The sequence below is a fragment of the Escherichia sp. S10b genome (assembly GCF_028421345.1).
Lineage (GTDB): Bacteria > Pseudomonadota > Gammaproteobacteria > Enterobacterales > Enterobacteriaceae > ECMA0423.
Window position 1 is genome coordinate 1 of sequence record NZ_JAHZSO010000165.1, and the last position, 16,752, is coordinate 16,752.

Genomic DNA, 16,752 nt, shown 5'->3' on the forward strand with positions numbered 1-16,752 from the left:
CGCCTGACGGCGCTGTGTCTGGCATGCCTGCAATCCGGGAAACCGGACCAGGAAAAAACTTGCAGGCCATAACAGTATCTACGCAGTCCTTGCAATATATTGAATTTGGACGATTTTGTAGGCCTGGTAAGGCGTTTACGCCGCATCTGGCATAAATAAAGCGCACTTTATCAACAATCTACATTTGTACCCGTAACGCTATGCTTCCGGTGGCAGACAGACGCCAATTCCGCCAATTCCACAGTAACCATACGGGTTTTTATGCAGATATTGCTGGTGGTCATCTTCGGCATAATAAAACGGTGTGGCGTTAGCGATTTCCGTGGTGATGTGACGATCATCATCGGCGGCAAGCATCGCCGCCTGAAAACGTTCCAGACTGGCGCGAGCTGCGGCATCCTGTTCTGGGGTCAGCGGATAAATCGCTGAACGATACTGCGTGCCGTGGTCATTGCCCTGACGCATTCCCTGGGCGGGATCGTGATTCTCCCAAAATACCTGTAGCAACTGCTCATAGCTGATGACGGAAGGATCGTAAACAATGCGTACCGCTTCGGCATGACCCGTATCACCGGAGCACACTTCCCGATAAGTCGGATTTGGCGTATAGCCTCCGGTATAGCCTGCGGCGGTGCTGTAAACGCCGGGTAACTGCCAGAACAGACGCTCCACACCCCAGAAACAACCCATCGCAAAAATGGCAATCTCCATTCCATCAGGTACATTGGTCATTGAGTGACCGTTGACCGCATGCAGCGTGGCTACGGGCATCGGGGTGTTACGTCCAGGCAGGGCATCGGCGGGGGAAACCAGATGCTTTTTATCAAATAAACTCATGGTGTCGCTCTCCCGAAAATCGGTCATTGGGGTTAAGGTTGTAACAAGAGGCGTATTTGCACACAATAACCACCGTGAATAGGTCTAAAGTAAAACATAAGAAATATTTGGGGTTTAGTCTGCTTTTTAATCCATATTACTGGATTTTTGTTAAGCCGTTTAACGGCGTTCCAGGGGCAGGAAAAAAGGATATTCAGGAGAAAATGTGCGCTATATCCGACAGTTATGCTGTGTAAGCTTACTCTGCTTAAGCGGATCTGCCGTCGCCGCGAACGTCCGTCTACAGGTCGAGGGGTTATCGGGACAGCTGGAAAAGAACGTTCGTGCGCAGCTTTCTACGATTGAAAGTGATGAAGTGACGCCAGACCGTCGCTTTCGCGCACGCGTCGATGATGCCATCCGTGAAGGTCTGAAAGCGCTGGGTTATTACCAGCCGACCATTGAATTTGATCTCCGTCCACCGCCAAAGAAAGGGCGGCAGGTATTGATCGCCAAAGTCACGCCAGGTGTGCCGGTGTTAATTGGCGGCACCGATGTGGTATTGCGCGGCGGCGCGCGGACCGATAAAGACTATTTGAAATTGCTCGATACTCGCCCGGCTATTGGCACGGTGCTGAACCAGGGCGATTATGAAAATTTCAAAAAGTCCTTAACCAGCATTGCGTTGCGTAAAGGTTATTTCGATAGCGAATTTACCAAAGCGCAGCTGGGCATTGCGCTCGGCCTGCATAAAGCCTTCTGGGATATTGATTATAACAGTGGCGAACGTTACCGCTTTGGGCATGTGACCTTTGAAGGATCACAAATCCGCGATGAATACCTGCAAAATCTGGTGCCGTTTAAAGAGGGCGATGAGTACGAATCGAAAGATCTGGCGGAACTGAACCGCCGACTTTCTGCTACCGGCTGGTTTAACTCGGTGGTGGTGGCTCCACAATTTGATAAAGCGCGCGAAACGAAAGTATTACCCTTGACGGGCGTGGTTTCGCCGCGAACTGAAAACACCATCGAAACCGGGGTCGGTTACTCTACGGACGTGGGACCGCGCGTGAAAGCGACGTGGAAAAAGCCGTGGATGAACTCTTATGGTCACAGTCTGACCACCAGTACCAGTATTTCCGCGCCGGAACAGACCCTCGACTTCAGCTATAAAATGCCGCTGCTGAAGAATCCACTGGAACAATATTATTTGGTGCAGGGCGGTTTTAAGCGCACTGACCTGAACGATACCGAATCTGACTCCACTACGCTGGTGGCTTCTCGCTACTGGGATCTCTCCAGCGGCTGGCAGCGTGCCATTAACCTGCGCTGGAGCCTCGACCACTTTACCCAGGGTGAAATTACCAACACCACGATGCTGTTTTATCCTGGGGTGATGATTAGCCGCACGCGTTCTCGTGGTGGCCTGATGCCAACCTGGGGCGACTCGCAACGCTACTCTATCGACTACTCCAACACGGCCTGGGGCTCAGATGTCGATTTCTCCGTTTTCCAGGCGCAGAACGTCTGGATCCGCACACTGTACGATCGCCATCGTTTTGTGACACGCAGCACGCTGGGCTGGATTGAAACGGGTGATTTCGACAAAGTACCGCCGGATCTGCGTTTCTTCGCCGGGGGCGATCGCAGTATTCGCGGCTACAAATACAAATCTATCGCCCCGAAATACGCCAACGGTGACCTGAAAGGGGCCTCGAAGCTGATAACCGGATCGCTGGAATACCAGTACAACGTGACCGGAAAATGGTGGGGCGCGGTGTTTGTCGATAGTGGCGAAGCGGTAAGCGATATTCGCCGCAGCGACTTTAAAACCGGTACCGGGGTCGGCGTACGCTGGGAATCGCCGGTCGGGCCAATCAAACTCGATTTTGCCGTACCGGTCGCGGATAAAGACGAGCACGGGTTACAGTTTTACATCGGTCTGGGGCCAGAATTATGAGTTTATGGAAAAAAATCAGCCTCGGCGTGGTTATCGTTATCTTACTGTTGCTGGGATCGGTGGCGTTTCTGGTGGGCACCACCAGCGGCCTGCATCTGGTATTTAAAGCGGCGGATCGCTGGGTGCCAGGACTGGATATTGGCAAGGTCACCGGCGGCTGGCGCGATCTCACCTTGTCTGACGTTCGTTATGAGCAGCCAGGCGTGGCGGTAAAAGCGGGTAATCTGCATCTGGCGGTCGGTCTTGAGTGCCTGTGGAACAGTAGCGTTTGTATTAATGACCTGGCGCTGAAAGACATTCAGGTCAACATCGACAGTAAAAAAATGCCTCCTTCTGAACAGGTTGAAGAAGAGGAAGATAGCGGTCCGCTGGATCTCTCCACGCCGTATCCCATCACCCTGACACGGGTGGCGCTGGACAACGTCAACATCAAGATTGATGACACCACGGTGTCGGTGATGGACTTCACCTCCGGCCTGAACTGGCAGGAGAAAACCCTGACCCTGAAACCGACGTCGCTGAAAGGCCTGCTGATTGCTCTGCCGAAAGTGGCGGAAGTGGCGCAGGAAGAAGTGGTCGAACCGAAAATTGAAAATCCGCAGCCGGAGGAAAAGCCGCTCGGCGAAACGCTGAAAGATCTCTTTTCTCGCCCGGTATTGCCGGAAATGACCGACTTGCATTTGCCGCTTAACCTGAACATTGAAGAGTTTAAAGGCGAGCAGTTACGTGTGACGGGCGACACGGACATCACCGTGCGCACCATGCTGCTGAAAGTGAGCAGCATTGACGGCAATACTAAACTGGACGCCCTGGATATCGATTCCAACCAGGGGATCGTCAACGCCAGCGGCACGGCGCAGCTGTCAGACAACTGGCCGGTGGATATCACCCTCAACAGCACACTGAACGTGGAGCCGTTGAAAGGTGAAAAAGTGAAGCTAAAAGTGGGTGGCGCGCTGCGCGAACAGCTGGAGATTGGCGTTAATCTTTCCGGTCCGGTGGATATGGATTTACGCGCCCAGACGCGACTGGCGGAAGCCGGATTGCCGCTCAACGTGGAAGTGAACAGCAAACAGCTTTACTGGCCGTTCACTGGTGAGAAGCAGTATCAGGCGGATGATCTGAAACTGAAACTTACCGGCAAAATGACCGATTACACGCTCTCTATGCGTACGGCAGTGAAGGGACAGGAGATCCCGCCAGCCACCATTACCCTTGATGCCAAAGGTAATGAACAGCAGGTCAATCTCGACAAACTCACCGTCGCGGCGCTGGAAGGGAAAACTGAACTCAAGGCGTTGCTCGACTGGCAGCAGGCCATTAGTTGGCGCGGTGAGCTAACGCTTAATGGCATTAACACCGCCAAAGAGTTCCCGGAGTGGCCGTCGAAACTCAATGGCTTGATTAAAACCCGCGGTAGCCTGTACGGCGGCACCTGGCAGATGGAGGTGCCAGAACTGAAGCTGACCGGTAACGTCAAACAGAACAAAGTGAACGTTGACGGCACGCTGAAAGGCAACAGTTATATGCAGTGGATGATCCCTGGGCTTCATCTGGAACTCGGGCCAAACAGTGCCGAAGTGAAAGGCGAGCTGGGGGTAAAAGATCTCAATCTTGATGCCACCATCAACGCGCCGGGGCTGGATAACGCGCTGCCGGGGCTTGGCGGTACAGCGAAAGGGCTGGTGAAAGTACGCGGCACGGTGGAAGCGCCACAACTACTGGCAGATATCACCGCGCGCGGCCTGCGCTGGCAGGAACTTTCCGTGGCGCAGGTTCGCGTGGAAGGCGACATTAAATCCACCGATCAGATCGCCGGGAAACTCGACGTACGCGTTGAGCAAATTTCGCAGCCGGATGTAAATATCAACCTCGTCACCCTGAATGCCAAAGGCAGCGAAAAGCAGCACGAGCTACAGTTGCGGATTCAGGGCGAGCCTGTCTCCGGGCAGCTTAATCTGGCAGGAAGTTTTGATCGCAAAGAAGAACGCTGGAAGGGAACTCTTAGCAATACCCGCTTCCAGACGCCGGTCGGCCCGTGGTCGCTGACCCGCGATATTGCGCTGGATTACCGCAATAAGGAGCAAAAAATCAGCATCGGGCCACACTGCTGGCTTAACCCGAATGCGGAACTGTGCGTGCCGCAAACTATCGATGCGGGGGCCGAAGGGCGTGCGGTGGTGAATCTCAACCGCTTCGACCTCGCCATGCTGAAACCGTTTATGCCAGAAACCACTCAGGCCAGCGGTATCTTCACGGGTAAAGCGGATGTTGCCTGGGACACCACGAAAGAGGGGCTGCCGCAGGGCAGTATCACCCTTTCGGGGCGTAACGTGCAGGTAACGCAAACCGTCAACGATGCGGCGCTGCCGGTGGCGTTTCAGACACTGAATCTGACGGCGGAATTGCGTAACAACCGTGCCGAATTGGGCTGGACCATCCGCCTGACCAATAACGGCCAGTTTGATGGACAGGTGCAGGTGACCGATCCGCAAGGCCGCCGTAATCTTGGTGGCAACGTCAATATCCGTAACTTCAACCTTGCGATGATAAACCCCATCTTTACCCGTGGGGAAAAAGCAGCGGGGATGGTGAGTGCCAACTTGCGTCTGGGTGGTGATGTGCAAAGCCCGCAGTTGTTTGGTCAGCTTCAGGTTACGGGTGTGGATATCGACGGCAACTTTATGCCGTTTGATATGCAGCCGAGCCAGCTTGCGGTCAACTTTAACGGTATGCGCTCGACGCTTGCCGGTACAGTACGGACCCAGCAGGGTGAAATCTACCTGAACGGTGATGCCGACTGGAGCCAAATTGAAAACTGGCGGGCACGAGTAACGGCGAAAGGCAGTAAAGTGCGGATCACCGTGCCGCCGATGGTACGAATGGATGTATCGCCAGATGTTGTATTCGAGGCTACACCAAACCTGTTTACCCTCGATGGTCGCGTGGATGTCCCGTGGGCGCGCATCGTGGTGCACGATCTGCCGGAAAGCGCAGTAGGCGTCTCCAGCGATGTGGTGATGCTTAACGATAACCTGCAACCGGAAGAGCCGAAAACGGCGTCGATTCCGATTAACAGTAACCTGATTGTCCACGTTGGCAACAATGTGCGCATTGACGCCTTTGGCCTGAAAGCGCGGCTGACGGGCGATCTTAACGTCGTTCAGGACAAACAAGGGCTGGGCCTGAACGGGCAGATCAACATCCCTGAAGGGCGCTTCCATGCCTATGGTCAGGATCTGATTGTGCGTAAGGGTGAGCTACTGTTCTCTGGTCCGCCAGATCAACCGTATCTTAATATTGAAGCTATTCGTAACCCGGATGCTACAGAAGACGACGTAATCGCCGGAGTTCGCGTCACTGGTCTGGCGGACGAACCGAAAGCGGAGATCTTCTCTGACCCGGCTATGTCGCAACAAGCTGCATTGTCTTATTTGCTACGTGGACAAGGGCTGGAGAGCGATCAGAGCGACAGTGCGGCGATGACCTCAATGCTGATTGGCCTGGGGGTTGCGCAAAGTGGCCAGATTGTGGGTAAAATCGGCGAGACGTTTGGCGTAAGCAATTTAGCGCTCGACACCCAGGGAGTAGGCGACTCCTCCCAGGTAGTGGTCAGCGGCTATGTATTGCCAGGTCTGCAAGTGAAATACGGCGTGGGTATATTTGACTCTATAGCAACACTCACGTTACGTTATCGCCTGATGCCTAAGCTATATCTGGAAGCCGTGTCTGGTGTAGACCAGGCACTGGATTTGCTCTATCAGTTCGAGTTTTAGCAATGCGAATATTTGTCTACGGCAGTTTACGCCACAAACAAGGCAACAGTCACTGGATGACCAATGCCCAGTTACTGGGCGATTTCAGTATCGATAACTACCAGTTGTATAGCCTGGGCCACTATCCAGGCGCAGTTCCGGGGAACGGAACAGTACACGGTGAAGTTTATCGTATTGACAACGCCACGCTGGCCGAACTTGATGCCTTGCGCACCAGGGGCGGTGAATACGCGCGCCAGTTGATTCAGACGCCGTACGGGAGTGCATGGATGTACGTTTATCAACGACCCGTCGATGGATTAAAGCTAATTGAAAGCGGCGACTGGTTAGACAGGGATAAGTAATAATAAAAGCACGCCACCTTCGGGTGGCGTTGTTTTATGCGATGTATCTCGCGATTTTTTTTTGTAACTTTTCCATCTTTTGCTTTTCTCTCCGAGCCGCTTTCCATATCTGCAATCGCATAAAAAACTCTGCTGGCGTTCACAAATGTGCAGGGGTAAAACGTTTCCTGTAGCACCGTGAGTTATACTTTGTATAACTTAAGGAGGTGCAGATGCGTATTACCATAAAAAGATGGGGGAACAGTGCAGGTATGGTCATTCCCAATATCGTAATGAAAGAACTTAACTTACAGCCGGGGCAGAGCGTGGAAGCGCAGGTGAGCAACAACCAACTGATTCTGACACCCATCTCCAGGCGCTACTCGCTTGATGAACTGCTGGCACAGTGTGACATGAACGCCGCGGAACTTAGCGAGCAGGATGTCTGGGGTAAATCCACCCCTGCGGGTGACGAAATATGGTAAAGAAAAGTGAATTTGAACGGGGAGACATTGTGCTGGTTGGCTTTGATCCAGCAAGCGGCCATGAACAGCAAGGTGCTGGTCGACCTGCGCTTGTGCTCTCCGTTCAAGCCTTTAATCAACTGGGAATGACGCTGGTGGCCCCCATTACGCAGGGCGGAAATTTTGCCCGTTATGCCGGATTTAGCGTTCCTTTACATTGCGAAGAAGGCGATGTGCACGGCGTGGTGCTGGTGAATCAGGTGCGGATGATGGATCTACGCGCCCGGCTGGCAAAGCGTATTGGTCTGGCTGCGGATGAGGTGGTGGAAGAGGCGTTATTACGCTTGCAGGCGGTGGTGGAATAAGGTGTGTTTATTTATCGCGGGCATAAAAAAACCCTTACTAACCGAAGCCCGGTGTTCAGGGTTATTGCGCCAGAAGAACTTATTTATTCTTTGCGCGCTCGAAGGAGGCAACGATTTCAGCTTTAGCGGCTTCTGCGTTTTCCCAACCTTCAACTTTCACCCACTTGCCTTTTTCGAGGTCTTTGTAGTGCTCGAAGAAGTGAGCGATCTGCGCTTTCAGCAGCTCTGGCAGATCGTTAACGTCTTTAATGTGATCGTATTCTTTGCTCAGCTTGGTGTGCGGAACAGCAATCAGTTTCGCATCTTCACCGGCTTCGTCGGTCATTTTCAGAACGCCAACCGGACGGCAACGGATCACAGAACCCGGCTGCAGCGGGTACGGAGTCGGGACCAGTACGTCAACCGGGTCACCGTCCAGAGACAGAGTGTGGTTGATATAGCCGTAGTTGCACGGATAGAACATCGCGGTGGACATGAAGCGGTCAACGAACAGTGCGCCGCTCTCTTTGTCGATTTCGTATTTGATCGGATCTGCGTTAGCCGGGATCTCAATAACAACGTAGATGTCTTCCGGCAGATCTTTACCCGCAGGGACGTTGAGTAAGCTCATGTCTGTTTCCTTTAAAAATATGTGGCAAACAAGTGCCGAGTATTATAGCCAACTCGCGCCGAATGTCTTCGCTTGTTTTCGTCTTCATTTTCCTTTTTCGCCAGTTTTAAGACGGTATACAGAGCAGGAAAATCCATAACCGTAGCCGCATTTTTCATAGTGAGATGAAAGCGATTACAAACTTGTGATTAACGTTTTATTTACTTTTATGAAGTGTGATGTAACGCAATCCGTTACATAACGAATTGTCTATAGTTTTTCCGCGAACATCTTTTCACCAATAATAATTACCCCGACGAGGACAACCCTATGTGGAAACGCTTACTTGTAGTCTCTGCAGTCTCGGCAGCCATGTCGTCTATGGCGTTGGCCGCTCCATTAACCGTAGGATTTTCGCAGGTCGGATCGGAATCCGGCTGGCGTGCCGCAGAAACCAATGTGGCGAAAAGTGAGGCCGAAAAACGCGGAATTACGTTGAAAATTGCCGATGGTCAACAAAAGCAGGAAAACCAGATTAAAGCGGTACGTTCCTTCGTTGCACAAGGGGTGGATGCGATCTTTATCGCTCCAGTGGTAGCGACGGGTTGGGAGCCGGTATTAAAAGAGGCGAAAGATGCCGAAATCCCGGTCTTCTTGCTTGACCGTTCCATCGATGTGAAAGACAAATCTCTCTATATGACCACTGTCACCGCCGACAACATCCTCGAAGGCAAGTTGATTGGTGACTGGCTGGTAAAAGAAGTGAATGGCAAACCATGCAACGTGGTGGAGCTGCAGGGCACCGTTGGGGCCAGCGTCGCCATTGACCGTAAGAAAGGCTTTGCCGAAGCCATTAAGAATGCGCCAAATATCAAAATTATCCGCTCGCAGTCAGGTGACTTCACCCGCAGTAAAGGCAAAGAAGTCATGGAGAGCTTTATCAAAGCGGAAAACAACGGCAAAAACATCTGCATGGTTTACGCCCATAACGATGACATGGTGATTGGTGCAATTCAGGCAATTAAAGAAGCGGGCCTGAAGCCGGGTAAAGATATCCTCACGGGTTCCATTGATGGCGTACCGGATATCTACAAAGCGATGATTGATGGCGAAGCGAACGCCAGTGTTGAACTGACGCCGAATATGGCAGGTCCCGCCTTCGACGCGCTGGAGAAATACAAAAAAGACGGCACCATGCCTGAAAAGCTAACGCTGACCAAATCCACCCTTTATCTGCCTGATACCGCAAAAGAAGAGTTAGAGAAGAAGAAAAATATGGGGTATTGAGGGTATCAATGCCTGATGCCGATTCGTAGGCCGGATAAGGCGCTCGCGCCGCATCCGGCGGTGGTGCGCTGAAGCCTGATGCGACGCTTACCGCGTCTTATCATGCCTACGAGTTCGGTGCTCTGTGTAGGCCGGATAAGGCGTTCACGCCGCATCCGGCAGTGGTGCAACACCGGACTTAACACCGTGCACAATCTGTCCCCTCGCCCCTTCGGGGAGAGGGTTAGGGTGAGGGGGACAAACGGCGCAGCTCTTAACATCAGGCACGATCTATTCCCAGACTTTTAGAGCGTGGCTAAGGGGGAAACCATGACGACCGACCAACACCAGGAAATCCTCCGCACCGAAGGATTAAGTAAATTTTTCCCCGGCGTCAAAGCGTTAGACAACGTTGATTTCAGCCTGCGCCGTGGCGAAATCATGGCGCTGCTCGGTGAAAACGGGGCGGGAAAATCGACGCTAATCAAAGCATTAACCGGTGTATACCACGCCGATCGCGGCACCATCTGGCTGGAAGGCCAGGCTATCTCACCGAAAAATACCGCCCATGCACAACAACTCGGCATCGGAACCGTTTATCAGGAAGTCAACCTGCTACCCAATATGTCGGTCGCTGATAATCTATTCATAGGTCGCGAACCCAAACGTTTCGGCTTTCTACGCCGCAAAGAGATGGAAAAGCGTGCCACCGAACTGATGACATCTTACGGTTTCTCCCTCGACGTGCGTGAACCGCTTAACCGTTTTTCGGTGGCGATGCAGCAAATCGTCGCCATTTGCCGGGCTATCGATCTCTCCGCCAAAGTGCTGATCCTCGATGAACCCACCGCCAGCCTCGACACCCAGGAAGTAGAGTTACTGTTTGGCCTGATGCGTCAGTTGCGCGATCGCGGCGTCAGCCTGATCTTTGTCACTCACTTTCTCGATCAGGTCTATCAGGTCAGCGATCGGATCACCGTCTTACGCAACGGCAGTTTCGTAGGCTGTCGGGAAACGCGCGAGCTACCGCAGATCGAACTGGTAAAAATGATGCTGGGGCGCGAGCTGGATACCCACGCGCTACAGCGTGCCGGGCGAACATTGTTGAGCGACAAACCCGTTGCCGCGTTCAAAAATTACGGCAAAAAAGGAACGATCGCACCGTTTGATCTCGAAGTACGCCCCGGCGAGATCGTCGGCCTGGCAGGCTTGCTGGGATCCGGACGTACCGAAACCGCCGAAGTGATCTTCGGTATCAAACCTGCTGACAGCGGCACGGCGTTGATCAAAGGCAAACCGCAAAACCTGCGATCGCCACATCAGGCTTCGGTACTGGGCATCGGCTTCTGCCCGGAAGACAGGAAAACCGATGGCATCATCGCCGCCGCCTCGGTACGGGAAAATATCATCCTCGCTCTCCAGGCCCAGCGCGGCTGGCTACGACCCATTTCCCGCAAAGAGCAGCAAGAGATTGCCGAACGCTTTATCCGCCAGCTTGGCATTCGCACACCTTCAACTGAACAACCGATTGAATTTCTCTCTGGCGGCAATCAGCAAAAAGTGTTGCTTTCACGTTGGCTACTGACCCGACCGCAATTTCTGATCCTCGACGAGCCAACCCGCGGCATTGATGTTGGTGCCCACGCCGAGATCATCCGCCTGATTGAAACGCTGTGTGCTGACGGTCTGGCGCTGTTGGTGATCTCCTCCGAACTGGAAGAGCTGGTGGGCTATGCCGATCGGGTGATTATCATGCGCGATCGCAAACAGGTGGCGGAGATCCCGCTGGCAGAGCTTTCCGTTCCGGCGATCATGAACGCCATTGCGGCGTAAGGAGAACAGTGTGATGCCTCAATCTCTCCCGGACACTACGCCGCCGAAAAGGCGCTTTCGCTGGCCAACGGGAATGCCGCAGCTGGCGGCGCTATTGCTGGTGCTGCTGGTCGATAGCCTGGTAGCCCCGCATTTCTGGCAGGTGGTGCTTCAGGATGGGCGTTTGTTCGGTAGCCCTATCGACATTCTTAACCGTGCAGCTCCCGTTGCGTTACTGGCGATTGGTATGACGCTGGTGATCGCCACCGGTGGGATTGATCTCTCCGTAGGGGCGGTGATGGCTATCGCCGGAGCCACAACGGCTGCGATGACGGTCGCGGGATTCAGCCTGCCGATTGTTTTGTTAAGCGCCCTGGGCACCGGCATCCTGGCGGGATTGTGGAACGGCATACTGGTAGCGATCCTCAAAATTCAGCCGTTTGTCGCCACCCTGATCCTGATGGTCGCCGGGCGCGGCGTGGCGCAACTGATCACCGCCGGGCAGATCGTCACGTTTAACTCGCCGGATCTCTCATGGTTTGGCAGCGGATCGCTGTTGTTCCTGCCAACGCCGGTCATTATCGCGGTGATGACGCTTCTCCTGTTCTGGCTGTTGACCCGCAAAACGGCGCTGGGGATGTTTATCGAAGCCGTTGGTATCAACATTCGGGCGGCAAAAAATGCCGGGGTAAACACGCGGATCATCGTCATGCTCACCTACGTGTTGAGCGGGCTGTGTGCGGCGATTGCGGGCATTATCGTGGCGGCGGATATTCGCGGTGCCGATGCCAATAACGCCGGGTTATGGCTGGAGCTGGACGCCATTCTTGCGGTGGTGATTGGCGGCGGATCGCTGATGGGCGGGCGCTTTAACCTGCTGCTCTCAGTCGTGGGGGCGCTGATTATTCAGGGGATGAACACCGGAATTTTACTTTCTGGCTTTCCGCCGGAGATGAACCAGGTCGTAAAAGCGGTGGTGGTGCTTTGTGTGCTGATTGTTCAGTCGCAACGCTTTATCAGTCTGATTAAAGGAGTACGTAGCCATGATAAAACGTAATTTGCCACTGATGATCACCATCGGCGTCTTTGTGCTGGGCTATTTCTACTGCCTGACGCAGTTTCCCGGTTTTGCTTCCACAAGAGTGATCTGCAATATCCTGACAGATAACGCCTTTCTTGGGATAATCGCCGTTGGCATGACCTTTGTGATCCTCTCTGGCGGTATCGATCTCTCCGTCGGTTCGGTGATCGCCTTTACTGGCGTGTTTCTGGCAAAAGTGGTTGGCGATTTCGGCCTCTCGCCGCTGCTGGCGTTTCCGCTAGTGCTGGTGATGGGCTGTGCCTTCGGCGCATTTATGGGGCTTCTGATCGACGCCCTGAAGATCCCGGCATTTATCATTACGCTTGCGGGGATGTTCTTTTTGCGCGGCGTCAGCTATCTCGTTTCGGAAGAGTCGATTCCGATAAACCATCCCATTTATGACACGCTCTCAAGCCTTGCGTGGAAAATCCCCGGCGGCGGTCGCCTTAGTGCGATGGGGCTGTTGATGCTGGCGGTGGTGGTTATCGGTATTTTCCTTGCGCATCGTACCCGTTTTGGCAATCAGGTGTACGCTATTGGCGGCAACGCGACGTCGGCGAACCTGATGGGGATTTCTACTCGCAGCACCACTATTCGCATTTATATGCTCTCCACCGGACTGGCAACACTGGCGGGGATTGTCTTCTCGATTTATACCCAGGCCGGATATGCACTGGCGGGCGTAGGTGTGGAACTGGACGCCATCGCGTCGGTGGTGATTGGCGGTACGTTGTTAAGTGGTGGCGTCGGGACGGTGCTTGGGACGCTTTTTGGCGTGGCAATTCAGGGACTGATCCAGACTTACATCAACTTTGACGGCACGCTGAGTTCCTGGTGGACGAAAATCGCCATCGGTATTTTGTTGTTTATTTTTATAGCATTACAGCGTGGGTTAACGGTGCTGTGGGAGAATCGTCAGAGTTCGCCAGTGACAAGAGTCAACATTGCGCAGCGATAAAAACGCCTCTCCGTGTGGAGAGGCGCAGGAGATTACGCGTCCGGGAACTCACGGATAAAGCGTTCGACATCTTCAACCATATGGTCGTTGCCGACAAAGAATGAACGGCGCTGGTGCAGGGTTTCCGGGATGATATCCAGAATACGCTCTTTGCCATCGCTCGCTTTACCGCCCGCTTGTTCCGCCAGGAATGCCATCGGGTTGCACTCATACAGCAAACGCAGTTTGCCGTCCGGGTGGCTGGCGGTGCTTGGGTAGAGATAAATACCGCCTTTCAGCAGGTTACGGTGGAAATCCGCGACCAGTGAACCGATATAACGTGAGGTATACGGGCGGTTGGTGGATTTATCTTCTTCCTGGCAGAATTTAATGTACTTCTTCACCCCGTTCGGAAACTTAATGTAGTTTCCTTCGTTGATGGAGTAGGTTTTGCCTTTCTCCGGGAAGCGCATCCGTTCCTGGCACAGACAGAAAACGCCCAGCGAAGGATCGTAAGTAAAGGCGTGAACACCGCATCCGGTGGTGTAAACCAGCATGGTAGAGGAGCCGTATACCACGTAACCTGCCGCAACTTGTTTGTTACCAGGCTGGAGGAAATCTTCTTCCGTTACCGGCGTGCCGACGGGCGTAACTCGGCGGTAGATGGAGAAAATGGTACCGACAGAGACGTTAACATCGATGTTGGACGAGCCATCCAGTGGGTCCATCAGCACCACGTATTTTGCATGTTCACAGCCTTCAAAGACAACAATCTCATCTTCTTCTTCAGAGGCAATGCCCGCAACGATATCGCGTGCTTTCAGTGCGGCTTTCAGTTTTTCATTAGCGAACAAGTCGAGTTTCTGCTGAACCTCGCCCTGCACGTTCTCAGCACCGCTGGCACCCAGGATATCAACCAGTCCTGCTTTGTTGATATCGCGATGGATAATCTTGGCGCCCAGTTTTATTGCCGACAGCAAAGCAGTGAGCTCACCGGTAGCATGAGAAAACTCGTGCTGCTTTTCGACAATAAATTCACCTAACGTTTTCATAAAACTTTCCCTGCAATGTTTATGGAGTAAAGCGACCGCAACAATCTTAACAAATAATCTCAATGTTGCGCTCAGGTGAATCGCGCCAGCAAATTGCGGATTATCCTGAAATGCGTTTCTCACTTGCCCGACATATGCGTAAAATGAGCGGCAGATTAAAAAAGGATAGTGACGTATGCGCATTCATATTTTAGGAATTTGTGGCACATTTATGGGCGGTCTGGCGATGCTGGCGCGCCAGTTAGGCCATGAAGTAACGGGTTCGGACGCCAATGTGTATCCGCCGATGAGCACCTTACTTGAGAAGCAAGGCATTGAGCTGATTCAGGGTTACGATGCCAGCCAGCTCGATCCGCAGCCGGATCTGGTGATTATTGGCAACGCCATGACCCGTGGAAATCCGTGTGTGGAAGCGGTACTGGAAAAAAACATCCCTTATATGTCAGGTCCACAGTGGCTGCACGATTTTGTGCTGCGCGACCGCTGGGTGCTGGCCGTTGCCGGTACACACGGCAAAACTACCACCGCGGGAATGGCGACCTGGATTCTGGAACAGTGCGGTTACAAACCGGGATTTGTGATCGGCGGTGTGCCGGGGAACTTTGAGGTTTCGGCGCGTCTGGGCGAAAGCGACTTCTTTGTTATCGAAGCGGATGAGTACGACTGCGCCTTCTTCGACAAACGCTCTAAATTTGTCCATTACTGCCCGCGTACGCTGATCCTCAACAACCTTGAGTTCGATCACGCCGATATCTTTGACGACCTGAAAGCGATCCAGAAACAGTTCCACCATCTGGTGCGTATCGTTCCGGGGCAGGGCCGTATTATCTGGCCGGAAAATGACATCAACCTGAAACAGACCATGGCGATGGGCTGCTGGAGCGAGCAGGAGCTGGTGGGTGAGCAGGGTCACTGGCAGGCGAAAAAGCTGACCACCGATGCTTCCGAATGGGAAGTTTTGCTGGATGGCGAAAAAGTGGGCGAAGTGAAATGGTCGCTGGTAGGCGAACATAATATGCACAATGGCCTGATGGCGATTGCAGCGGCTCGCCATGTTGGTGTAGCGCCGGCAGATGCCGCTAACGCGCTGGGTTCGTTTATTAATGCTCGTCGCCGTCTGGAGTTGCGTGGTGAAGCGAATGGCGTCACGGTATATGACGATTTTGCCCATCACCCGACGGCGATTCTGGCAACGCTGGCGGCGCTGCGTGGCAAAGTTGGTGGTACGGCGCGCATTATTGCTGTGCTGGAACCGCGCTCGAATACCATGAAAATGGGGATCTGCAAAGACGATCTGGCACCTTCATTAGGTCGTGCCGATGAAGTCTTCCTGCTGCAACCGGCGCATATTCCGTGGCAGGTGGCAGAAGTGGCAGAAGCCTGCGTTCAGCCTGCACACTGGAGTGGCGATGTGGATACGCTGGCAGATATGGTGGTGAAAACCGCTCAGCCTGGCGACCATATTCTGGTGATGAGCAACGGCGGTTTTGGTGGGATCCATCAGAAACTGCTGGATGGTCTGGCGAAGAAGGCGGAAGCTGCGCAGTAATTCGGCCTCAGCCTGATATAGTGTGCGTAGGCCGGATAAGGCGTTCACGCCGCATCCGGCATTTGAGCATAGTGCCTGATGCGACGCTTGATGCGTCTTATCAGGCCTACAGGTGCACCGCATCCGGCAAACCATACTCACATCAACAACGAAAATTACCCTTCATTCTCCGCCAGTTCGCGCAGATACTGGAAAATCTGGCGTGCGGATTTCGGCGGCTTATTCCCTTCTTTCTCTTTCTTCGCGTTGCGGATCAGAGTACGCAGCTGCTGACGATCGGCATCGGGCCACAGATTTAATACCTCAGCGATGGCGTCATCACCTTGATCGATCAGACGATCGCGCAGGTTTTCCAGTTTATGGAACAGCACCACCTGCTGGTTGTGACGGTTTTTCAGCTTATCCAGCGCCTGACGGATCGGTTCTACATCGCGCTGGCGCAGCATCTTACCGATGAGCTGCAACTGGCGGCGGCGACCTTCCATCTTAATACGCTGGGCGAGCTCAATAGCCGCGCGCAGATCCGCATCTAACGGGATCTTATCCAGCGCGTTTTTCCCCAGATCAACAATTTCCGCGCCAAGGCGTTTTAGCTCCTCGGCATCACGTTTAATTTCACTTTTACTGACCCAGATAATTTCATCGTCTTCGTCTTCGATGTCATCACCGGGAACGTCGTCGAGCCAGTCTTCGGGCTGCTTAGTCATCTCAGGCTCCTTAAAAAAAGAGGCTAATGTTACCAGTTAAGATGCGCACTGAAAA

At 53.3% G+C, this 16,752-nt stretch carries 14 protein-coding genes; 10 read left to right on the forward strand and 4 right to left on the reverse strand.

All coding sequences use genetic code 11. The features are described 5' to 3' along the window. Nucleotides 1-198: 198 nt before the first annotated feature. Nucleotides 199-837 (reverse strand): peptide-methionine (S)-S-oxide reductase MsrA, encoded by a 639-nt coding sequence (gene msrA / locus FTE26_RS14100; RefSeq protein ID WP_001295196.1) that lies wholly within the window; start codon nucleotides 835-837, stop codon nucleotides 199-201. 205 nt (nucleotides 838-1,042) lie between these two features. Between msrA and tamA the strand changes: the two genes are divergently transcribed. The 5 genes from tamA to chpB all read left to right on the forward strand — a co-directional run bounded on the left by tamA (nucleotide 1,043) and on the right by chpB (nucleotide 7,704). Next, nucleotides 1,043-2,776 (forward strand): autotransporter assembly complex protein TamA, encoded by a 1,734-nt coding sequence (tamA, locus tag FTE26_RS14105; RefSeq protein ID WP_001269331.1) that lies wholly within the window; start codon nucleotides 1,043-1,045, stop codon nucleotides 2,774-2,776. Further along, on the forward strand, nucleotides 2,773-6,552 hold the full coding sequence (tamB, locus tag FTE26_RS14110) for an autotransporter assembly complex protein TamB (RefSeq protein WP_000060921.1): 3,780 nt from the start codon (nucleotides 2,773-2,775) through the stop codon (nucleotides 6,550-6,552). Before tamA ends, tamB begins: the two co-directional genes overlap by 4 nt. A gap of 2 nt (nucleotides 6,553-6,554) precedes the next feature. Then, nucleotides 6,555-6,896 (forward strand): gamma-glutamylcyclotransferase family protein, encoded by a 342-nt coding sequence (locus FTE26_RS14115; RefSeq protein WP_001219160.1) that lies wholly within the window; start codon nucleotides 6,555-6,557, stop codon nucleotides 6,894-6,896. 212 nt (nucleotides 6,897-7,108) lie between these two features. Beyond that, entirely contained in the window at nucleotides 7,109-7,360 is a 252-nt protein-coding gene (chpS, locus tag FTE26_RS14120; RefSeq protein ID WP_001223208.1) for a type II toxin-antitoxin system antitoxin ChpS, read from the forward strand. After that, a complete protein-coding gene (gene chpB / locus FTE26_RS14125) occupies nucleotides 7,354-7,704 on the forward strand; it encodes an endoribonuclease toxin ChpB (RefSeq protein WP_000239579.1) in 351 nt (116 codons plus the stop codon). Before chpS ends, chpB begins: the two co-directional genes overlap by 7 nt. A gap of 79 nt (nucleotides 7,705-7,783) precedes the next feature. Here chpB and ppa read toward each other — a convergent pair whose 3' ends face one another. Beyond that, nucleotides 7,784-8,314, reverse strand: a complete 531-nt coding sequence (ppa, locus tag FTE26_RS14130) for an inorganic diphosphatase (protein WP_000055072.1) — start codon at nucleotides 8,312-8,314, stop codon at nucleotides 7,784-7,786. A gap of 309 nt (nucleotides 8,315-8,623) precedes the next feature. Here ppa and ytfQ point away from each other — a divergent pair, with 309 nt between their 5' ends. The 4 genes from ytfQ (at nucleotide 8,624) to yjfF (ending at nucleotide 13,410) form a co-directional block, all read left to right on the forward strand. Next, nucleotides 8,624-9,580 (forward strand): galactofuranose ABC transporter substrate-binding protein YtfQ, encoded by a 957-nt coding sequence (gene ytfQ, locus FTE26_RS14135; protein ID WP_000265933.1) that lies wholly within the window; start codon nucleotides 8,624-8,626, stop codon nucleotides 9,578-9,580. A gap of 309 nt (nucleotides 9,581-9,889) precedes the next feature. After that, nucleotides 9,890-11,392, forward strand: a complete 1,503-nt coding sequence (gene ytfR / locus FTE26_RS14140; RefSeq protein ID WP_000205791.1) for a galactofuranose ABC transporter, ATP-binding protein YtfR — start codon at nucleotides 9,890-9,892, stop codon at nucleotides 11,390-11,392. Between the two features lie 13 nt (nucleotides 11,393-11,405). Next, nucleotides 11,406-12,428, forward strand: a complete 1,023-nt coding sequence (gene ytfT / locus FTE26_RS14145) for a galactofuranose ABC transporter, ATP-binding protein YtfT (protein WP_024198507.1) — start codon at nucleotides 11,406-11,408, stop codon at nucleotides 12,426-12,428. Next, nucleotides 12,415-13,410, forward strand: a complete 996-nt coding sequence (gene yjfF / locus FTE26_RS14150) for a galactofuranose ABC transporter, permease protein YjfF (protein WP_000595986.1) — start codon at nucleotides 12,415-12,417, stop codon at nucleotides 13,408-13,410. The genes ytfT and yjfF overlap by 14 nt, the downstream gene beginning before the upstream one ends. 32 nt (nucleotides 13,411-13,442) lie before the next feature. Here yjfF and fbp read toward each other — a convergent pair whose 3' ends face one another. Then, the gene (fbp, locus tag FTE26_RS14155; protein ID WP_000853753.1) at nucleotides 13,443-14,441 is read right to left on the reverse strand and encodes a class 1 fructose-bisphosphatase; all 999 of its coding nucleotides are present in this window, start codon (nucleotides 14,439-14,441) and stop codon (nucleotides 13,443-13,445) included. Between the two features lie 175 nt (nucleotides 14,442-14,616). On the opposite strand from fbp, the gene mpl reads away from it, so the two are divergent. Then, nucleotides 14,617-15,990, forward strand: a complete 1,374-nt coding sequence (gene mpl, locus FTE26_RS14160) for a UDP-N-acetylmuramate:L-alanyl-gamma-D-glutamyl-meso-diaminopimelate ligase (RefSeq protein WP_001219792.1) — start codon at nucleotides 14,617-14,619, stop codon at nucleotides 15,988-15,990. Between the two features lie 155 nt (nucleotides 15,991-16,145). On the opposite strand, the gene yjgA is transcribed toward mpl, so the two are convergent. Further along, nucleotides 16,146-16,697: a ribosome biogenesis factor YjgA gene (yjgA, locus tag FTE26_RS14165; protein ID WP_000166270.1), complete on the reverse strand. Its 552-nt coding sequence runs from the start codon at nucleotides 16,695-16,697 to the stop codon at nucleotides 16,146-16,148. Between the last annotated feature and the right edge of the window lie 55 nt (nucleotides 16,698-16,752).

Excerpts from the sequence above, each read along its gene's own strand:
- ytfT (WP_024198507.1), top strand. The coding sequence starts at position 11,406 with ATGCCTCAATCTCTCCCGGACACTACGCCGCCGAAAAGGCGCTTTCGC.
- yjfF (WP_000595986.1), top strand. The coding sequence starts at position 12,415 with ATGATAAAACGTAATTTGCCACTGATGATCACCATCGGCGTCTTTGTG.
- ytfQ (WP_000265933.1), top strand. The coding sequence starts at position 8,624 with ATGTGGAAACGCTTACTTGTAGTCTCTGCAGTCTCGGCAGCCATGTCG.
- yjgA (WP_000166270.1), bottom strand. The coding sequence starts at position 16,697 with ATGACTAAGCAGCCCGAAGACTGGCTCGACGACGTTCCCGGTGATGAC.
- fbp (WP_000853753.1), bottom strand. The coding sequence starts at position 14,441 with ATGAAAACGTTAGGTGAATTTATTGTCGAAAAGCAGCACGAGTTTTCT.
- mpl (WP_001219792.1), top strand. The coding sequence starts at position 14,617 with ATGCGCATTCATATTTTAGGAATTTGTGGCACATTTATGGGCGGTCTG.
- ppa (WP_000055072.1), bottom strand. The coding sequence starts at position 8,314 with ATGAGCTTACTCAACGTCCCTGCGGGTAAAGATCTGCCGGAAGACATC.
- chpS (WP_001223208.1), top strand. The coding sequence starts at position 7,109 with ATGCGTATTACCATAAAAAGATGGGGGAACAGTGCAGGTATGGTCATT.
- FTE26_RS14115 (WP_001219160.1), top strand. The coding sequence starts at position 6,555 with ATGCGAATATTTGTCTACGGCAGTTTACGCCACAAACAAGGCAACAGT.
- ytfR (WP_000205791.1), top strand. The coding sequence starts at position 9,890 with ATGACGACCGACCAACACCAGGAAATCCTCCGCACCGAAGGATTAAGT.
- tamB (WP_000060921.1), top strand. The coding sequence starts at position 2,773 with ATGAGTTTATGGAAAAAAATCAGCCTCGGCGTGGTTATCGTTATCTTA.
- msrA (WP_001295196.1), bottom strand. The coding sequence starts at position 837 with ATGAGTTTATTTGATAAAAAGCATCTGGTTTCCCCCGCCGATGCCCTG.
- chpB (WP_000239579.1), top strand. The coding sequence starts at position 7,354 with ATGGTAAAGAAAAGTGAATTTGAACGGGGAGACATTGTGCTGGTTGGC.